This window comes from Paenibacillus sp. CF384 (genome assembly GCF_900106745.1).
GTDB lineage: Bacteria > Bacillota > Bacilli > Paenibacillales > Paenibacillaceae > Paenibacillus_Z.
In genome coordinates this window covers 1-17,407 of the sequence record NZ_FNNV01000024.1, presented here as the reverse complement: position 1 = coordinate 17,407, position 17,407 = coordinate 1, and the positions used below count along the sequence as shown (strand labels likewise).

General features: G+C 50.8%; 18 protein-coding genes and 1 rRNA gene. All 19 read left to right on the top strand.

Annotated features, from left to right (window positions below; translation table 11 throughout):
* Nucleotides 1-26 precede the first annotated feature (26 nt).
* On the top strand, nt 27-878 hold the full coding sequence (nadC, locus tag BLW29_RS27815) for a carboxylating nicotinate-nucleotide diphosphorylase (RefSeq protein ID WP_090985953.1): 852 nt from the start codon (nt 27-29) through the stop codon (nt 876-878).
* Entirely contained in the window at nt 875-1,642 is a 768-nt protein-coding gene (locus BLW29_RS27810; protein ID WP_090985852.1) for a type III pantothenate kinase, read from the top strand. The genes nadC and BLW29_RS27810 overlap by 4 nt, the downstream gene beginning before the upstream one ends.
* A gap of 16 nt (nt 1,643-1,658) precedes the next feature.
* Nucleotides 1,659-2,561 carry an Hsp33 family molecular chaperone HslO gene (hslO, locus tag BLW29_RS27805; RefSeq protein ID WP_256208988.1) on the top strand — a complete coding sequence of 301 codons (903 nt, stop codon included), beginning with the start codon at nt 1,659-1,661 and terminating at the stop codon, nt 2,559-2,561.
* A 17-nt stretch (nt 2,562-2,578) separates the two neighbouring features.
* The gene (locus BLW29_RS27800; protein WP_090985849.1) at nt 2,579-3,547 is read left to right on the top strand and encodes a peptidylprolyl isomerase; all 969 of its coding nucleotides are present in this window, start codon (nt 2,579-2,581) and stop codon (nt 3,545-3,547) included.
* A gap of 108 nt (nt 3,548-3,655) precedes the next feature.
* Nucleotides 3,656-4,594 carry a cysteine synthase A gene (cysK, locus tag BLW29_RS27795; protein WP_090985847.1) on the top strand — a complete coding sequence of 313 codons (939 nt, stop codon included), beginning with the start codon at nt 3,656-3,658 and terminating at the stop codon, nt 4,592-4,594.
* 200 nt (nt 4,595-4,794) lie between these two features.
* Nucleotides 4,795-6,126 (top strand): spore germination protein, encoded by a 1,332-nt coding sequence (locus BLW29_RS27790; RefSeq protein WP_090985845.1) that lies wholly within the window; start codon nt 4,795-4,797, stop codon nt 6,124-6,126.
* A 7-nt stretch (nt 6,127-6,133) separates the two neighbouring features.
* Nucleotides 6,134-7,258, top strand: a complete 1,125-nt coding sequence (locus tag BLW29_RS27785; protein ID WP_090985844.1) for a GerAB/ArcD/ProY family transporter — start codon at nt 6,134-6,136, stop codon at nt 7,256-7,258.
* Nucleotides 7,251-8,333, top strand: coding sequence for a Ger(x)C family spore germination protein (locus BLW29_RS27780; protein WP_090985842.1), 1,083 nt, complete (start codon nt 7,251-7,253; stop codon nt 8,331-8,333). The genes BLW29_RS27785 and BLW29_RS27780 overlap by 8 nt, the downstream gene beginning before the upstream one ends.
* Nucleotides 8,334-8,467: 134 nt before the next feature.
* Nucleotides 8,468-10,036, top strand: a complete 1,569-nt coding sequence (locus BLW29_RS27775; RefSeq protein WP_090985840.1) for an anthranilate synthase component I family protein — start codon at nt 8,468-8,470, stop codon at nt 10,034-10,036.
* A 19-nt stretch (nt 10,037-10,055) separates the two neighbouring features.
* Nucleotides 10,056-10,637 carry an aminodeoxychorismate/anthranilate synthase component II gene (pabA, locus tag BLW29_RS27770; RefSeq protein ID WP_090985838.1) on the top strand — a complete coding sequence of 194 codons (582 nt, stop codon included), beginning with the start codon at nt 10,056-10,058 and terminating at the stop codon, nt 10,635-10,637.
* Nucleotides 10,634-11,509, top strand: coding sequence for an aminotransferase class IV (locus BLW29_RS27765; RefSeq protein WP_090985836.1), 876 nt, complete (start codon nt 10,634-10,636; stop codon nt 11,507-11,509). The genes pabA and BLW29_RS27765 overlap by 4 nt, the downstream gene beginning before the upstream one ends.
* A complete protein-coding gene (folP, locus tag BLW29_RS27760; protein ID WP_090985834.1) occupies nt 11,506-12,387 on the top strand; it encodes a dihydropteroate synthase in 882 nt (293 codons plus the stop codon). Before BLW29_RS27765 ends, folP begins: the two co-directional genes overlap by 4 nt.
* Nucleotides 12,388-12,419: 32 nt before the next feature.
* A complete protein-coding gene (gene folB, locus BLW29_RS27755) occupies nt 12,420-12,812 on the top strand; it encodes a dihydroneopterin aldolase (protein WP_090985832.1) in 393 nt (130 codons plus the stop codon).
* Complete coding sequence (gene folK, locus BLW29_RS27750; protein ID WP_371264815.1) at nt 12,778-13,365, top strand: 2-amino-4-hydroxy-6-hydroxymethyldihydropteridine diphosphokinase; 588 nt, start codon at nt 12,778-12,780, stop codon at nt 13,363-13,365. The genes folB and folK overlap by 35 nt, the downstream gene beginning before the upstream one ends.
* The gene (locus BLW29_RS27745; protein ID WP_090985828.1) at nt 13,317-13,526 is read left to right on the top strand and encodes a helix-turn-helix domain-containing protein; all 210 of its coding nucleotides are present in this window, start codon (nt 13,317-13,319) and stop codon (nt 13,524-13,526) included. Before folK ends, BLW29_RS27745 begins: the two co-directional genes overlap by 49 nt.
* 62 nt (nt 13,527-13,588) lie before the next feature.
* A complete protein-coding gene (gene dusB, locus BLW29_RS27740; RefSeq protein ID WP_090985826.1) occupies nt 13,589-14,626 on the top strand; it encodes a tRNA dihydrouridine synthase DusB in 1,038 nt (345 codons plus the stop codon).
* A gap of 253 nt (nt 14,627-14,879) precedes the next feature.
* Entirely contained in the window at nt 14,880-15,356 is a 477-nt protein-coding gene (gene greA, locus BLW29_RS27735) for a transcription elongation factor GreA (protein WP_090985824.1), read from the top strand.
* 139 nt (nt 15,357-15,495) lie between these two features.
* Nucleotides 15,496-17,004 carry a lysine--tRNA ligase gene (gene lysS, locus BLW29_RS27730; RefSeq protein WP_177186844.1) on the top strand — a complete coding sequence of 503 codons (1,509 nt, stop codon included), beginning with the start codon at nt 15,496-15,498 and terminating at the stop codon, nt 17,002-17,004.
* 313 nt (nt 17,005-17,317) lie between these two features.
* Nucleotides 17,318-17,407 (top strand): 16S ribosomal RNA (locus tag BLW29_RS27725); the annotation flags it as partial.

Sequence of the window (17,407 nt, the reverse complement as noted above, 5' to 3'; positions counted from 1 at the left end):
CGGCATTCGGGAACAGTGCGACTGAGATGCTGCGGGCTCAAATAAAGGCGTGGCTTGCTGAAGATATCGGGTCAGGGGATATTACAAGCTGGGCGACGATTCCGGCAGGAACGCGTTCGATGGCTGTCATTCATGTGAAGGAGGATGGCATACTGGCAGGTGTGCCGGTTGCGAAGCTTGTTTTCGAGGTGGTCGACCCCGCATTGGAATTCCGTCCGTTGGCGGCAGACGGCGATGCTGTGACGAAAGGTACGATACTGGCTGAAGTCGAAGGCAGCACGCATAGTATCCTGACAGGTGAGCGTCTGGCGCTGAATCTGATGCAGCGTTTGTCTGGCATCGCCACCAAGACCCGCGCTTTTGTCCAGGCTATTGAAGGGCTTCCTACACGCCTGGTTGATACGCGCAAAACAACGCCTGGTCATCGACTTCTGGAGAAGTACGCTGTGAGAGTGGGCGGCGGATTCAACCATCGTTTCGGATTATACGACGCGGTTATGATCAAAGATAATCACATCAAAGGCTCAGGCGGGATTGCCGGCGCTGTGAAGGCTGCTCGTCACGTTATTCCCCATACCATGAAAATTGAAGTGGAGACGGAGTCGCTTGCTCAAGTGGATGAAGCACTCGCCTGCGGCACTGATATTATCATGCTCGATAACATGTCCAATGATCTTATGCGTGAAGCGGTTGGACGCATCAAGGCCAGCTCCCCTCATGTGATCGTTGAAGCATCGGGTGGAGTGAATTTGTCGACCATTCGCGGCATCGCGGAAACAGGCGTTGATGTCATTTCCGTTGGCGGGCTGACGTATTCGTTCCAATCCCTCGACATTAGTCTGGATTTGAATGGGAAGAAAGGAGGCCCAGCAGCATGATCGTCGTTGTGGACGTAGGCAATACGAACATTGTGCTGGGTATCTACCAAGCTCGCAAACTGCTTTACCACTGGCGCCTGAGCACGAATCGTTCGGCAACCGTGGATGAATACGGCATTATGATTCACAATTTGTTTCAAATTGCAGGAGTTAAGCTGGATCAGATCGAAGGGGTTATTATCTCCTCCGTTGTGCCGCCGCTTATGCGTACGTTGGAGCAGCTATGCCAGAAATATATGCGTCAGTCTCCGCTCATTGTCGGACCCGGCATCAAGACCGGACTTAACATCCGTTATGAGAATCCGCGTGAGGTCGGCGCGGATCGTATCGTAAACTCCATTGCCGGCATTGAGAAATATGGCGCGCCCTTGATCGTTGTCGATTTCGGTACCGCTACGACATTTGATTATATTGACGCAGGCAATAACTACTTGGGCGGAGCGATCGTACCGGGTATCGGCATTTCAACCGAAGCGCTATACCAGCGTGCCGCTAAGCTGCCCCGTATTGAACTGGTGAAACCGAAGAGTGTGATTGGGCGAAACCCGGTTACGTCGATGCAAGCCGGGATTATTTTCGGCTATGCCGGTCAAGTGGACGGAATCGTGAATCGGATTCGCAAAGAATTCAGTGTAACGCCGCGTGTTATTGCGACAGGCGGACTGGCAGACTTAATTGCCGCCGAATCGGAAACCATTGAAGAAGTAGACCCGCTGTTGACCTTGGAAGGTTTACGCATTATTTATGAACGAAACCAAGAATAAAAGAGGTATCATAGAGATGACTGAAGAGCATAAAGATTATTTAGTACGCGGTACCGCATGGAATGGACAGCTTCGCGTATTTGCCGTCAAGACAACCGGGCTGGTAGAAGAGCTGCGCAAGCGGCATAACACAATGCCGACCACAACAGCAGCACTTGGACGCACGGCTACGGCAGGTGCGATGATGGGCGCGATGTTGAAGGGTAATGAGAAGCTGACGATTCAAGTCAAAGGCGATGGGCCTGTCGGCCAAATCGTCGTCGATGCCAATGCCAATGGCGAGGTTCGCGGTTATGTAGACAACCCGGATGTACAGCTGCCCAGCAATGCACTTGGGAAGCTGGATGTAGCAGGAGCTGTCGGTCGTACTGGTTACATCCATATTATTAAGGACCTGGGGCTGAAGGAGCCGTATCGCGGCAGCATTCCGATCGTATCAGGCGAGCTTGCGGAAGATTTCACTTACTACTTCGCTACATCCGAGCAAACGCCGTCTGTTGTCGGTCTGAGCGTGCTAGTCGATGAATATGGCACGGTCATGAACGCAGGAGGCTTCATCGTACAAGTGTTACCGGGTATCACTGAAGAGAACCTTACGAAGTTGGAGCAGGCGATTGCGGCACTGCCGCCTATATCCGCTCTGTTTGAACAAGGAGAAACACCTGAAAGCCTGCTGCGTCTTGTCGTTGGTGATGAAATTCAGCTGATGGACCAAGTGGACGTCGTCTTTAAATGCCAATGCTCCATGGAACGAGTAGAACGTACGCTCATCAGCATGGGTGAGCATGAGTTGAAACAGTTAATTGATGAAGACGGACAAGCTGAAGTCGTGTGCCATTTCTGCAACGAGATCTACGCATTTGACCGCCAGCAGCTTGAGATGCTGCTCGATCAGGCTAAGCCGAAGCCGATTCAATAATCGGAGGCCAAGCGATAATGAAGAACGACCGGGTGCTGAAGAGCATTGTGCTCATTCAGGCGATCTGTATGATTATTTTAGCTCTCGTGGTGGTGTTCCGGGTACTGCTCCCGCCTAAGGCAGATCCGCAAACGACGGTCGATAATTCACAAGACCAAGAAGGCCCCGCGTCTTCGGAGGAGCCGATTGCCGCTAAGGTTGGCGATGAGCAAATTACGGCCAAGCAGCTCAGCGACGAGCTGCAGCTGCAATACGGTGATCAGCTGCTTCGTACATTGATGGTGCGAGCAGCTACCCGGCAGGAGGCGGAAGCTTACGACCTGAGCATCTCGGACACGGAAATGAACGATGAGCTTGAGGCCATGATGACAGGCTATGAGAATAAGGAACAATATTATGCCACGATGAAAGAGCAGCTCGGCTTAACGCCTGAGGGGATTCGGGAAGACACCGAGTACCGGCTGCTGCTTGAGAAAATCGCAGTTCGATCCGTAGAGGTGACCGAGTCGGAGATTGATGCCTACATAGCAGACAACAAGGAGCAGTTCGCCCCTCGGAAGCAGCTGCATTTGGCATGGATTGTGCTTGCAACGGAGAACGAAGCCGATGACTTGCTGCGGCAGCTTGAATCAGGAGAAGATTTTGCCCTAATGGCAAAGACCTACTCGATTGATACCAATACGGCAGATAACGGCGGGGATCTGGGGTTTATTGAAGCCGATGATCCGTTCACGGATGATGCCATTCTGGAAGCGGCCAATCAACTGTCGGTTGGCGAGGTTACCGGACCAATAGAGGTGGAGCAGGGGCAAGCCGTCATTCAACTGCTTGAAACGCATACGGAAGAAGTGCTGAGCGAGAGCCGCATACGTAATCAAGTGAAGCGAGAGCTGGCTTTATCCAAGCTGAACGGGCTGCGTGAAGTAGAGAATTCACTGCTGCAGAAGTATAACGCGGAAGTGGTGCCAAAGCCGTCCAAAGGGTAGAGCTGTAGGCCATTAGTTCGAAAACTGACTATTGACAACTACTGGGTTTCATTGATAATATGTAAGTAAAACCAACTAATTTAGTCGGAATAAGGAGGAGCACTATTCATGGCTAGAATTGTACAAAGCGTGACCGAACTTATTGGGGATACACCGCTTGTTCGTCTTAACCGTTTGGTACCGGAGGACAGCGCAGAAATTTACGTGAAGCTTGAGTACCAGAATCCGGGTGCAAGCGTTAAGGACCGTATTGCAATCAGCATGATCGAAGTAGCTGAACAGCAAGGTATCCTTAAACCGGGTGATACAATCGTAGAACCAACTAGCGGTAACACGGGGATCGGCCTGGCAATGGTAGCTGCCGCTAAAGGCTATAAAGCAATTCTCGTTATGCCTGAAACCATGAGCGTTGAGCGTCGCAACTTGCTTCGCGCATACGGTGCTGAGCTTGTGCTTACACCGGGATCTGAAGGTATGAACGGAGCCGTTCGCCGTGCAGAAGAGCTGCAAGCCGAGAATCCTTCTTACTTCATTCCGCAACAATTCAAGAACCAAGCGAACGTGAAGGTACACCGCGAAACAACAGGCCCTGAGATCGTTGAAGCGATCAACTCGCTTGACGGCAAGCTGGATGCTTTCGTTGCAGGTATCGGTACAGGCGGTACGATTTCCGGTGCCGGTGAAGTACTGAAGCAGAACTTCCCAGGCATCAAAGTAGTAGCTGTTGAGCCTGCTGCTTCTCCGCTGCTCTCCGGTGGCGGCCCTGGCGGTCACAAAATTCAAGGGATTGGCGCTAACTTCATCCCTGAAATTCTAAACCGCGAGATTTACGATCAAGTCATCACAATCGAGAATGACGAAGCTTTCGAAACGGCTCGCCGTGCAGCGAAAGAAGAAGGCATTCTCTGCGGAATTTCCTCCGGTGCAGCGATCTTCGCAGCATTGAAAGTTGCCAAAGAACTCGGTAAAGGCAAACGTGTCGTTGCTATTGTTCCATCCAACGGTGAACGTTACCTGTCTACACCACTGTTCAACTTCGAGAACTAATACAAGCTTATATGATGAGGATCCTCTTTCCCAAGGGGTACTCAATTTTAGAGAAACCCACGTTTTTTAAAACGTCGGGTTTCTTTTTTTTTTGAAGTCTGGTGCTCAAATAACGTGCAGCAGCTTCTTGCCCGATGGGTAATAAATTGGTCCGGTATAGGGAAAAATAAGGCGATTCCTTGGAAAGGGGTGCGGTTTCGATGTCGAACAAGCCTACAAAGACCGACGATTGGAATACATATCGGTTAGCGCTGCAAGAGCGTACTTACCATATTGAATGGCTGTCATCCATGGTCGATCTGCAAATGATGCGTGAGCGCTTCCTGCCGATGCTCCAGCTGCATAAGCCTCGTTCCAGCGAAGATATGCGCCTAATATTGCCGTTTGAAAACATAGAAATACGCGGCCAATTCGAGAAGCATGCGCTTCTCTTGAAAGGGTATATAAGTGTCACTATTGAAACGGCAGGTGTCGCGCATCCCGATGTGCTTTATTTGCCCTGTAAGAAAAGTAATTACCGCGGAATTGAAGAGCCGAAGGAAGAATTCTCGGAAGCAGGCCCGCTTGAGGCTTTCACAGAATCTCTTGAAACGAATTCGAATATGATTCGCCGGCGATTAGTGACGGAGCAGCTTCAGGTGCGAAACTTGACGCTTGGCTCCGCGAAGACGCCGGCTTCCATTTTTTATTTGGCGGAAAGCCAGATCCTGGCTGACCGATTGACATATCAAGTAGAGCAGGCGTCGATCGATCATCCGAAGACTTTGCTGGACATTTCTAACTTCGCGATGCGGCTGCCAAACGGCAAGAGCACGTTTTTCCCGCCGTATGAATTTACGGAGTTGCCGCTGCACGCGATTCATATGCTGGAGTCGGGGAAAGTCATCCTGGTTATGGAAGGTTCGCGCAAGGCGCTTATTGCGCCAACCTCGTTTGAGGACTCCTTCGTCACGGTATCGGATCTTTTTTTATCTCATAATTATGTCGTGGTCATTCGCGTGGTTCGTGTGTTCAGCTTCATCATGGCGTTAACGCTCACTCCGTTGTATGTGGCCGTGAATACGTACCATTTTCAAATATTTTCGATCAAACTGATTGAAACGATGCTGATCTCCAGGTATCAGGTGCCGTTCTCCGCGTTCTTTGAAGCACTTATCATGGAGCTGCTTGTCCTTATTCAGCTAGAGGCTGTTACTCGTCTACCGACCAAGCTGTCGCAAAGCGCGGGCATCGTGGCTGGCATCGTGCTGGGCTCCGCTGCCGTGGAAGCGGGCCTCGTAAGCAACGTGATGCTCGTCATGGTAGCGGTATCCGCCTTGTTTACGCTCACATCGGCGTCCGTCCAAATGCGCAATTTTCTATTCGTGCTCAAGATCCCTTGCTTGATTCTGGCGCAGTTGTACGGCATGACGGGCATCGGCCTATTCTGGTTTCTCATGCTATCGCGGATGTTTGCGGTTCGATCTTTGGATCAGCCGTTTGCATTGTTTGGCCTACTCCCCTTCTCGCGTTATTTGAAGGGAAAGGAGTGAGCAAGAGATGGAACAAGATCGGTTGACGGCTTGGCAGCTGTTTTATATCGCTCTGGGCATTCAAGGAGGATCGCAGTATCTACTCGTAATTGGCAGGTTGATTAAGCTGGGCGGCACTTCTGCCTGGTTATACGTTCTTGTTTTCGGCACGATCACGGGCTTGATGCTCATGTTGATGGAGAAGGTGTTGACAGGAGGCAAGCAGAAAGATTTTGTCGCTAATCACTTGAGTGCATTTGGCAATGCGGTAGGCGTTATTCTCCTGCTGTTTTTTGTGGGGTGGTTGTTTATTTATGAGACGATCATGCTGAATGAGACAATCGGCATGTTCGATGAATATCAGGCGCCTAACCTGCAAACCTATTGGTCGGTGATTCCTCTTGTTATCTGCGCGGTCGTTGCGGCAAAAGGCGGGGTTCGTGTTATTGCCGGCTTGTTTTTTGTCGCTCTCGGTTTGCGTCTGATTGAGCACGTCATCATCATACTCGGCTCCTGGGACTATATCGAGCTGCGGTCCGTATTGCCGTTGTGGAATGGAGAGCGTCCGAAGTTTGAGAGCATCTCCACCAGCATTAACATGTTTAATGGAATCGAGCTGCTGGTTTTTCTCAAGCTGTTCACCAGTCATCTGAAGACCTCACAGATAAGGCGGGCGATTTGGGGGGCAATCGGCATGCAGGTGCTGTTATCTATGGATGCGCTATTTCTTATCCTTAGCGTTTTCGAGATTGATTTTGCGTCGTCCAGGCAGCAGATCACCATGGTCGACTTCTTCAAAGTGGTTTCGCTGCCGTTCCTGGAGCAAATCGACCAAGTCGGCGTTGCCGCGCTTGTGTTTCGGCTGCTTCCGGATATGTCCCTAGGGCTGTGGATTGTAGCGATGTTAATGCGCAAGCTAATATTCCGCAAGCTCTCTGAGATGGCTCATCTCTGTATTTGGGCGGCGCTGCTGGTCATCACCGCAAGAGTCATTTGGCATTTCCAGAAGACATTGTTTTTGGGGAACGTATACCCTGCCTTCACGTTTGGCATGCTGCTCGTCTATTTGCCTATATATGTGCTATTAAGCCGCAGAGGACAAAGACGGGCATCCGGCGGAGCTGCGCCTATAGGGGGCGAGGCAAATGGTTAAATGGATCGGGGTCGCAGGCTTGATGCTCGCTTTATCGCTTCTGATATCCGGTTGCCAGAGTCAGCCGATCGAGAAGATGAGCATCGTGTACGGCATCGCCTTAGAGCCAGGGCAAGCCCGAGACAGCGGTAAACCCAGCTTGATGGCGACTTACTTGATTCCGTTGTATAAGAAGGACGGCTTTAATAATTTTTTTATTGAAGTCAAAGGAAACTCGACGACGAAGATGAACGATGAGGCGAGCTTGAAAGCGGGAGGAAGGCTCGTCGACCAGAAAGTGCAAGTCTATTTAATCGAGCAGTCGCTAGCGAGGAAAGGGATAACCCCGTTCATCAGCCAATATGTCAGCTTGCTCAATCTATCCGCCAACTTGTCGATTGCCGTGACGGAGACGGTACCCTCCAAATTGTTGAAACTATCCGTGAAGAAGGCGGATGCCGCGACTATTATTAACGATGTCATTTCAAAGAATGAAGAAGCCAGCCTCATTCCAATGACCAATCTGCTCATTTTTGCGCGACAGCTGGAGGGAAAAGGGCAGGACCCGGTTTTGCCGCTCATCCGCGAGGATGAAGAAGACAAAAATGTAGAGCTGCAAGGACTGGCGCTTTTTAAAGATGACCGTTACGTGATGCCTCTGCGAGGTTACATGAACATGTTGTTTTTTTCAATGATGAAACAGTCGGTTCACCGCGGTCAATTCGAGACGGAAAGCGGCGATGTGCGGATGCAGATCGAGCGCTCCAAAGTCTCTTATCGGTGGCAGCGTTCTCGTAAACAGATGCAAGTGCGGTTAAAAGTAAACGGCCGACTGAATCAACCGGTAGATCGTCTGACATTGGAGATGAATGGACCAAAGATCAGTCAGATGAAGAGCAAAGCTGAGAAAGAGTTTGAAGCGAAAATAAATACAATGATTCGAACTTTCCAACGTGCCGGCATTGATCCGATTGGGTTTGGCGCCATTGCGCGATCGCAGGATAGGAAATGGAATGAACAGTCATGGGATAAGTTGTACCCGGAGCTGGCTATTCAGGCTGATGTTCAAATCAGTATAGATGAGGAACGGAGATAGAAGCACCATCGCACCATCTCTTTCCTTTTTCTCGTAATTTCGGTATACTAGCTGGCAAACAAAGATCGCTTGCTGCTGCAAGTTTCTGACAGAACAAGCGGATTGAACGGCGACGAAGTGGAGGGGCTGCGATAATGGAACGTACAGCCTTTAAGGATTGGTTGAACTGGCGGGAAGAGGGTTATACTTCGCTGCCAATGCTTACGAAGCGACCTCTCAGCAGTGGAGAAGGACGTCCGGCCTCATGGGAAGCGGCGTGGAAGATGGCATCGCCTCACGCGTTCGTGCTGGAGAGCGGCAAGGATGGCCGCTATACGTATTTGGGGCTAAACCCTACGTCGGTTATCCGCGGCAAAGGAATGATCGCTGAGGCGGTCGATCATGATAGAGTCGGTCGTGTAACCCCATATAAGGAGAAACCGCTCGAAGCGGTGCGCAGCTGGATGGGCGGCCTTCGAGCGCCGCGGGTCCCGGGAGCACCGAAGTGGACGGGCGGCTGTGCAGGCTTCTGGAGCTACGATGTCATTCGCTCGATTGAGCGGCTTCCGGAGCAGGCGGCAGACGACCTGGGCTTGCCTGATTATTTGTTTATGCGGATGGACGAGCTGTGGATCGTGGATCATCAAGAGGAGCAGCTCTACTGTGCTGTACATACCGCACTAACGGGACAAGAAACGAAGGAACAGCTCGAAGGTTTGTTCGAAGCAGCTTGTAGTCGTGGGCAGCGCATGGCGGAGCAGTGGACTGCTTTTGCCGGAGGAGAAGCAGCGGCAGCAGCAGAAGCTTTGCGGAGTGCTCGGACTCGCTTTATGGAGGATGGCTCGCTTCAAATCGACTTGGAGTCGGTAAACGGGATTACGTCGCCTTTTGCCAAGGAAGCCTTTAAAGCGGCAGTGGAGCGAATTCGGGACTATATCGCGGCAGGTGATGTGTTTCAAGTCAACCTCTCGCAGCGTCAAAGCCGTAACATTCAGTCGAGCCCGGAAGAGCTCTATGAATGGCTGAGACTGTTCAACCCTTCGCCTTATATGGGATTCTTGAATTGTCCGGACTTCCAGCTCGTATCGGCTTCGCCGGAGCTGCTGGTGGAGCTCTCAGATGGCAAGCTGGCTACGCGCCCCATTGCGGGAACGCGTCGCCGAGGACTGACCGAAGAAGAGGACCTTCGGATGGCCGAGGAGCTTCGAAGCAACGAGAAAGAACGTGCAGAGCATATCATGCTGGTCGATCTGGAGCGCAATGATCTCGGACGTATATCAGCATATGGCTCGGTTCATGTAGCGGAGCTCATGGTAATCGAATATTACAGCCATGTGATGCATTTGGTCTCGCAAGTTGAAGGCCGAATTGCCTCAGGCAAGGACGCTTATGATGTCATTGGAGCGACCTTCCCGGGCGGTACCATTACAGGTGCACCTAAGATCCGTACGATGGAAATCATCGAAGAGTTGGAGCCGACGCGGCGCGGGCCTTACACCGGTTCGCTCGGATGGATTGACTACAACGGAGATATGGAATTTAATATTATTATAAGAACGATGTCGGTGAAGGATGAAGTCGTCCACATTCAGGCCGGAGCGGGAATCGTCATTGATTCCGATCCGGAGCGTGAATACCGCGAATCACTGAGCAAAGCCAAGGCACTGTGGAAGGCGATCGAGTACAGCGAGCAATGGGCAGAAGCAAGCCGCGCGCGGCTGTAATCCAAAGGGGGAAACGCAAATGATATTGGTCATCGATAACTACGACTCATTTACGTACAATTTGGTTCAGTACTTGGGAGAGCTGGGCGAGGAGATTGTCGTGAAACGCAATGATGAGATGGGGCTTGAGGATATTGCGGCCCTTGCACCGGATCATATTCTGATTTCGCCGGGACCATGCAGCCCGAATGAAGCGGGTATCAGCCTTGCCCTCATTGAACGTTTCAAAGGCATCATTCCGATATTCGGCGTATGTCTTGGCCATCAAGCGATCGGACAAGCCTTCGGAGGCGACGTTGTTCGCGCAGAGAAGCTGATGCACGGCAAGACCTCGCAGATTCATCATGACGGGCGCACGATTTTTGAAGGGATTCCTTCTCCGTATACGGCGACGCGCTACCATTCCTTGATTGTGAAGAAAGAGACACTCCCGGATTGCCTGGAAATCAGTGCGGAGACAGAAGAAGGCGAAATTATGGGACTGCGTCACAAAGAGTATCTCATTGAAGGCGTTCAATTCCATCCGGAGTCAATCATCACCGAGAACGGACTGAAGCTGCTTCGCAATTTCCTGAACATGCGGGCAGGCGCAGTACGATGATGATCGGATGGAATGGCAGCATCAAGTTACAGGAAGAGGCCGTGATCTCGGTTTACGATCACGGTTTTTTGTATGGAATGGGCCTCTTCGAGACGTTTCGCACCTATGGCGGCGAGCCATATTTATTGGAAAGGCACTTGGAGCGGTTGTCGGCCGGATGTGAGTCGCTTGGCATCAAGTGCAAGCTTGATACAGGTGAGCTCCGAAGCTGGCTTCGCGAGCTAATGGCCGCTAATGGGCTGGAAGAAGCGTATGTTCGACTGACGGTTACCGCAGGCGAAGGCGTACTTGGTCTTCCGACCGGGGATTATGAAGAGCCCAATGTGCTGCTTCTTGTAAAAGCACTGCCTGAACCTAATGATGACCTCTACCTTAACGGCCGCGAGTTAGCGCTGCTGCGGACCTTGCGGAATACGCCGGAGGGCGAAGTGCGTTTGAAATCGCTGCATTATATGAATAATATTATTGCAAAGCGGGAACTGGCGGCGATCGGCTGGGCAGCCTCAGGAACAGAAGGGCTCATGCTGACCCGGGAAGGGTGGCTGTCGGAAGGGATCGTCAGCAATCTTTTCTTCGCTAGCGGGGGTAAGGTATTCACGCCTGACATTGAAACAGGCATACTTCCGGGAATTACACGGCAGCGTGTAATGGAGCTGGCTAGGGAAGCGGGAATAACCGTCGAAGAAGGATTCTATACGTGGGCAGAGCTTTCGGAGGCGGAAGAAGTATGGGTAACGAACTCGATTCAAGAGCTTGTACCTGTCACTGTGTTAAGGGATGATGACGGCTGCCGAACCGTGATTGGGAGTGGACAAGCCGGCTCGATCACACGGAAGCTGCTGGCGGCATATCGGGAGGATACCCATTTATGAAAGCATGCATAACAGAAGATACAGTAAAGCAATGGCCCTTTGAGCGAGGCTACGTATTTCCGGGCGGTGTGCAGCTTGCGCTTGGAACACGGACGCTGATTATGGGCATTTTGAATATGACACCGGACTCCTTCTCTGATGGAGGGCGTTATAACGAGGTGGAAGCGGCCGTTCGTCATGCCAACCAAATGGTTGCAGACGGCGCAGACATCATCGATATCGGCGGGGAATCGACACGTCCGGGATTCGAGCCTGTTCCGCTTGAGGAAGAGCTGAAGCGGGTCATCCCCGTCATTCGTGCCATTCGAGCGGCGTTGCCGAACATTCCGATTTCTATTGATACCTATAAAGCCGAAACTGCCGACCAGGCTTTGCATGCGGGAGCACACATCATCAATGACATATGGGGACTTAAAGGTGACCCGCGAATGGCCGAAGTTGCTGCAGCGCATCGCTGTCCCGTCATTATTAGTCATAATAGGCAGGCAAGAGATTATTCCGATTTGGTCACGGACGTCCTAGCTGATTTGCGCGAAAGTATCGCAATAGCGCGAAAAGCCGGCGTATCGGACGAATTCATCTGGCTCGACCCGGGGATTGGGTTTGCTAAGACCTATGAGGATAATCTCGCGTTAATGGGCAAGCTTGATCAACTGGTGGCGGAAGGGTTTCCCGTTCTGCTTGGCACCTCTCGCAAGAAGTTTATCCGCGAAGCGCTGCAGCTGAATTCGAATGAGATCACGTTTGGTACAGCGGCGACAACCTCGCTTGGCATCATGCAAGGCTGTCAGATCGTCCGAGTACACGATATTCGCGAGAACAAGCAGACCGCCTTAATGAGCGATGCTATTGTATATCCGCGCACGAAGTCGATATAAGAAGAAATTTGTCGAAGAATGGGGAATGAATCATGGACAAAATGACTCTAAAAGGGATGCGGTTCTTCGGATATCACGGCGTTTTTCCGGAGGAAAACAAACTTGGCCAGCAGTTCTATGTCGATCTGTCCCTTCAGATGGACTTATCGCAGGCTGCCAGAACCGACGACCTAGAACATACGATTAACTATGCCGAAATTCATGCCCGGGTGAAGTCCATTGTTGAAGGACCGCCGTTTAAACTGATTGAGGCGCTGGCAGGTCACGTTGCATCGGCAGTCCTCGACGCTTATACTAGTGTAAATGAAGTGACGGTGTCCGTAACGAAGCCGAACCCGCCCTTTGAAATCTTTTTCGATGGCGTGACGGTGGAACTTTGCAGAAAGCGGGATGACTATGGAACCGAGCGGCCCGCAAGGCATTAATGATCCGAACCTCATCTTTCACACGGATGAGGCCAACGCGTATATAGCACTCGGCGCTAATGTCGGCGATCGGCAGCAGCGGCTCCGGGACGCACTTCATTTGCTGGACAGCCACCCAGCCATAACGGTTGTACGTGCATCGGCCATTTACGAAACCGACCCGGTCGGCTATACCGATCAACCGGCGTTTCTGAATATGGCTGCCGCACTGCGTACCTCGCTTGAACCACATGAACTCTTGTATGCGATGCTTGCGATGGAGCAGCAGCTTGGGAGAAAACGTGATATCCGCTGGGGACCGCGAACCATTGATTTGGATTTGCTTTTATATGAAGGAGTTACGCTTGCGGAAGAGGAGCTTATACTGCCGCATCCACGTATGATGGAGCGTTCGTTTGTGTTGGTGCCTCTGAGTGATGTAATGGCGGAGGAGCATTCACTGCAGAAGCAAGTGAAAGAAATCGCAAAGCAAGCGCTACAAGACAGAGGGGAAGGAATCGCGCTATGGAATACGATCAATTGGCCGGGCGCGTCCGCGCATTCCGAAAGCTAAAGGGCTATACGCAGCAAGAACTCGCTGCCAAGCTAAGCGTTTCTGTTGCTGTGCTCGGATCGCTTGAGCGGGGAACACGCAAGCCGGATCCTAAGCTGCTGGAGCGAATTTCGGACACGCTCGGTGTCAGTTACAGCGAACTGACCGCCGACTTTAAATGAGTATGCTGCTGGTTTGACCATTGTTATTTAATTATTTCTCTCAGAAGGGAGTCTGGACGTCCATGCTTAAAATCGGAAACATCGAGATGAAGAATCAAGTCGTGCTGGCGCCGATGGCAGGTGTGTGCAACCCGGCTTTTCGACTGATAGCCAAAGAATTCGGCACCGGTCTGGTTTGCGCCGAGATGGTTAGCGACAAAGCGATCCTGCACGGCAATAAGCGCACACTGGAAATGCTGTTTGTAGATGAGCGCGAGAAGCCGCTTAGCTTGCAAATTTTTGGCGGTGACCGCGAATCGTTAGTGGAGGCAGCTAAAGTCGTCGATAAGCAAACGAACGCAGATATTATCGACATCAATATGGGCTGCCCTGTGCCTAAAGTCACAAAATGCGACGCAGGTGCCAGATGGCTGCTCGATCCGAACAAAATCTACGAAATGGTGTCGGCTGTTGTCGATGCTGTCGATAAACCGGTTACGGTGAAGATGCGGATCGGATGGGACAGTGAACATGTATTTGCAGTTGAGAATGCGCAAGCTGTTGAGCGTGCGGGCGGCAAAGCGGTCAGCGTTCATGGCCGTACGCGGGAGCAATTGTATACCGGTAAGGCCAATTGGGATATTATAAAGGATGTTAAGCAATCCGTATCCATTCCCGTTATTGGTAATGGCGATGTGTTCTCTCCAGAGGATGCACGCAGTTTGCTTGACCACACCGGCTGCGATGGTGTCATGATTGGCCGTGGAGCACTCGGTAATCCGTGGATGCTGTATCGGACAATCCAATATTTGCAGACGGGCGAGCTGTTTCCGGATCCAACGCCTCGCGAGAAGCTGGACGTAGCTATTTTGCATATGGATCGTCTTGTTAACTTGAAAGGCGAATCGACGGCCGTTCGGGAGATGCGCAAGCATTTGGCTTGGTACCTCAAAGGGATTCCGGGTGCGGCGCGCGTCAAAGACGTTATCATGGAAGAAACGACACGCGACAACGTGGTGGATATTCTAGGCCAGTATGTCGAGTCATTAGGTGAACTGAGCGAAGAGCCTACAGCCTCGATCACACCTTCCACTTCTACGGAAGAAGCCGTATATCACTAATCCAGCGCAAAGGAGCTCGTAAGCGAGCGCCTTTGCGTTTCGTGGAGTTAAGCGATTACATTTGCTGGTTGGCTTTCGTTGACATATAGGGGAAGTTGAAATATAATCTTCCAATAACAAACCGTCCGCCCTGGTTTATGACTGGCAATTCTCATTCCTGCGCGGTGTCATCATGGGCATGATGCGTAATATATTAAGTAACAGTGATTCATACACGGTATGAAAAAATGCCACACGACAGGAGAATTGTAACATGAGTGATAAAGAGATTATCCTTACACAAGACGGCCTGAAGAAGTTGGAAGATGAGCTTGAGAACCTGAAGTCCGTCAAACGTCGTGAAGTTGCTGAGCGGATCAAAGTGGCTATCGGCTATGGCGATATCAGTGAAAACTCGGAGTATGAGGACGCTAAGAATGAACAGGCGTTTATCGAAGGCCGGGTTATTACACTTGAGAAAATGCTTCGTAATGCCCGTATTATCAATAACGATGAAATCAATATTGAAACGGTGAGCATCGGTTCTATTGTTACGGTTGAAGATTTGGAGTTCGGTGATATGATGGAGTATGCGATCGTCGGTTCGGCCGAGTCGGATCCGCTTAAGAATAAAATCTCTAATGAAAGCCCGGTTGGCAAAGCTATTCTAGGCAAGAACAAAGGCACGATCGTAGAAGTAAGCGTACCAGCCGGCATCATTCAATATAAAATCGTTGATATCAAAAAATAAACCAGGCATGCCTTTTGAGAAAGCTTCCTTGAGGAAGCTTTTTTCAACATTGTGGAGCAGGAATCTGTTCTGCTCTGGCAAGGGTAATAGGGCAGCGGCTGTACCGCCCTGCCTTTCTGGACCAACAAGGAGATGAATCGTGGTGGAGCAAGGAACGCAAGAACAAGAATTAAGCGAGCTTCTGCAAATTCGCAGAGACAAGCTGGACGAGCTCCGCGGACTGGGCATTGACCCATTCGGCGGCAAATTTGAACGGACTCATCATGCTAAGAACATCGTAGATACGTATGAAGAGGTAAGCAAGGAAGATCTCGAGGCTCAGGCTGTTGAGGTTACCGTGGCAGGCCGAATCATGCAGAAACGCGGAATGGGCAAAGCCAGCTTTGCTCATATTCAAGATTTGAGCGGCAAGATTCAAATCTATGCGCGCAAGGACACCGTCGAGGAAGCTCAGTATCAAGCCTTCGATCTTCTCGATCTTGGCGATATTATTGGCGTGCGCGGAGTTGTCTTCAAAACAAATACAGGCGAAACCTCTATTAAGGCAAAAGAAATCACGGTGTTGTCCAAGTCGCTTCTGCCGCTTCCAGAGAAATATCACGGCCTCAAAGACGTAGAGCTGCGTTACCGTCAGCGTTATGTAGATTTGATCGTGAGCCCGGAAGTACAGCAAACGTTTATCTTGCGCTCCCGTATTATCCAAACTATGCGTCGTTACCTGGATGCGCAGGGGTACCTGGAAGTCGAAACACCAACACTGCATTCCATTGCTGGCGGTGCTGCGGCACGTCCGTTTATTACCCACCACAATGCGCTCGACATGCAGCTGTACATGCGTATCGCAATAGAACTTCACTTGAAGCGCCTCATTGTCGGCGGCATGGAGAAAGTATACGAAATCGGCCGCGTTTATCGGAACGAAGGGATTTCGACACGTCATAACCCTGAATTTACAATGATTGAGCTCTACGAGGCTTACGCGGATTATAAAGATATTATGGCTCTAACGGAGTCGCTTATTGCACATATTGCGCAAGAAGTGCTGGGAACTACGAAGATTATGTACCAAGGTACGGAAGTTGACCTAACGCCGGCATGGCGCCGTGTGTCGATGGTTGAATTGGTCAAAGAAGCAAAAGGTGTCGACTTCAGCCAGCAGATGACAGACGAAGAAGCGCATGCACATGCCAAAGCGCATAATGTGAAAGTTGAACCGCATATGACTTTCGGTCATATCCTCAACGCATTCTTCGAGGAGTTCTGTGAGCATACGTTGATTCAACCGACATTTGTGACCGGTCATCCGGTTGCGATCTCGCCGCTTGCGAAGAAGAACGATCTCGATCCGCGCTTTACGGATCGGTTCGAGTTGTTTATCGTGGCGCGTGAGCATGCGAATGCCTTTACGGAGCTGAACGATCCAATCGATCAGCGTCAACGTTTTGAGTCGCAGCTGCTTGAGAAAGAACAAGGCAATGACGAAGCGCATGAAATGGATGAGGACTTCATCCGTGCACTTGAATACGGTATGCCGCCAACAGGCGGACTAGGCATCGGGATTGACCGTCTCGTTATGCTGCTTACTGATGCACCTTCTATAAGAGACGTACTGTTGTTCCCGCTTATGCGTGAGCGTGCAGGCGAATAATCGAATCAAACGAAACCGCCGGGGGAGTAGCCCTGGCGGTTTTCTTTATGGAATCGCCAAGCGAAAAACAGTACTCCAAAAAGAAATTGAAGAAAGTTTAAAAAAAGGTTGCAATCATCTTGTGGGCTATGATATATTAATCAAGTCGCCGCTGAGACACGGGCGAATGAGTAAGAAAAACACGAAGTATTTGTTCTTTGAAAACTGAACAATGAGCGACCAGTCAAATGGTTATAAATCGCGAAATTAACATTTCGCAAGCTAGTATTTGAATGAGCTAACAAGCGAATTCATAAACGGTCTTCGGACCACTTTTATGGAGAGTTTGATCCTGGCTCAGGACGAACGCTGGCGGCGTGCCTAATACATGCAAGTCGAGCGGAGTTATTCCTTCGGGGATAGC

Coding starts and splice junctions, on each gene's coding strand:
- greA (WP_090985824.1), top strand. CDS start 14,880: ATGAGTGATAAAGAGATTATCCTTACACAAGACGGCCTGAAGAAGTTG.
- hslO (WP_256208988.1), top strand. CDS start 1,659: ATGACTGAAGAGCATAAAGATTATTTAGTACGCGGTACCGCATGGAAT.
- BLW29_RS27765 (WP_090985836.1), top strand. CDS start 10,634: ATGATGATCGGATGGAATGGCAGCATCAAGTTACAGGAAGAGGCCGTG.
- BLW29_RS27800 (WP_090985849.1), top strand. CDS start 2,579: ATGAAGAACGACCGGGTGCTGAAGAGCATTGTGCTCATTCAGGCGATC.
- BLW29_RS27780 (WP_090985842.1), top strand. CDS start 7,251: ATGGTTAAATGGATCGGGGTCGCAGGCTTGATGCTCGCTTTATCGCTT.
- pabA (WP_090985838.1), top strand. CDS start 10,056: ATGATATTGGTCATCGATAACTACGACTCATTTACGTACAATTTGGTT.
- dusB (WP_090985826.1), top strand. CDS start 13,589: ATGCTTAAAATCGGAAACATCGAGATGAAGAATCAAGTCGTGCTGGCG.
- nadC (WP_090985953.1), top strand. CDS start 27: ATGCTGCGGGCTCAAATAAAGGCGTGGCTTGCTGAAGATATCGGGTCA.
- BLW29_RS27745 (WP_090985828.1), top strand. CDS start 13,317: ATGGAATACGATCAATTGGCCGGGCGCGTCCGCGCATTCCGAAAGCTA.
- cysK (WP_090985847.1), top strand. CDS start 3,656: ATGGCTAGAATTGTACAAAGCGTGACCGAACTTATTGGGGATACACCG.
- folP (WP_090985834.1), top strand. CDS start 11,506: ATGAAAGCATGCATAACAGAAGATACAGTAAAGCAATGGCCCTTTGAG.
- BLW29_RS27785 (WP_090985844.1), top strand. CDS start 6,134: ATGGAACAAGATCGGTTGACGGCTTGGCAGCTGTTTTATATCGCTCTG.
- folB (WP_090985832.1), top strand. CDS start 12,420: ATGGACAAAATGACTCTAAAAGGGATGCGGTTCTTCGGATATCACGGC.
- folK (WP_371264815.1), top strand. CDS start 12,778: ATGACTATGGAACCGAGCGGCCCGCAAGGCATTAATGATCCGAACCTC.
- BLW29_RS27775 (WP_090985840.1), top strand. CDS start 8,468: ATGGAACGTACAGCCTTTAAGGATTGGTTGAACTGGCGGGAAGAGGGT.
- BLW29_RS27790 (WP_090985845.1), top strand. CDS start 4,795: ATGTCGAACAAGCCTACAAAGACCGACGATTGGAATACATATCGGTTA.
- BLW29_RS27810 (WP_090985852.1), top strand. CDS start 875: ATGATCGTCGTTGTGGACGTAGGCAATACGAACATTGTGCTGGGTATC.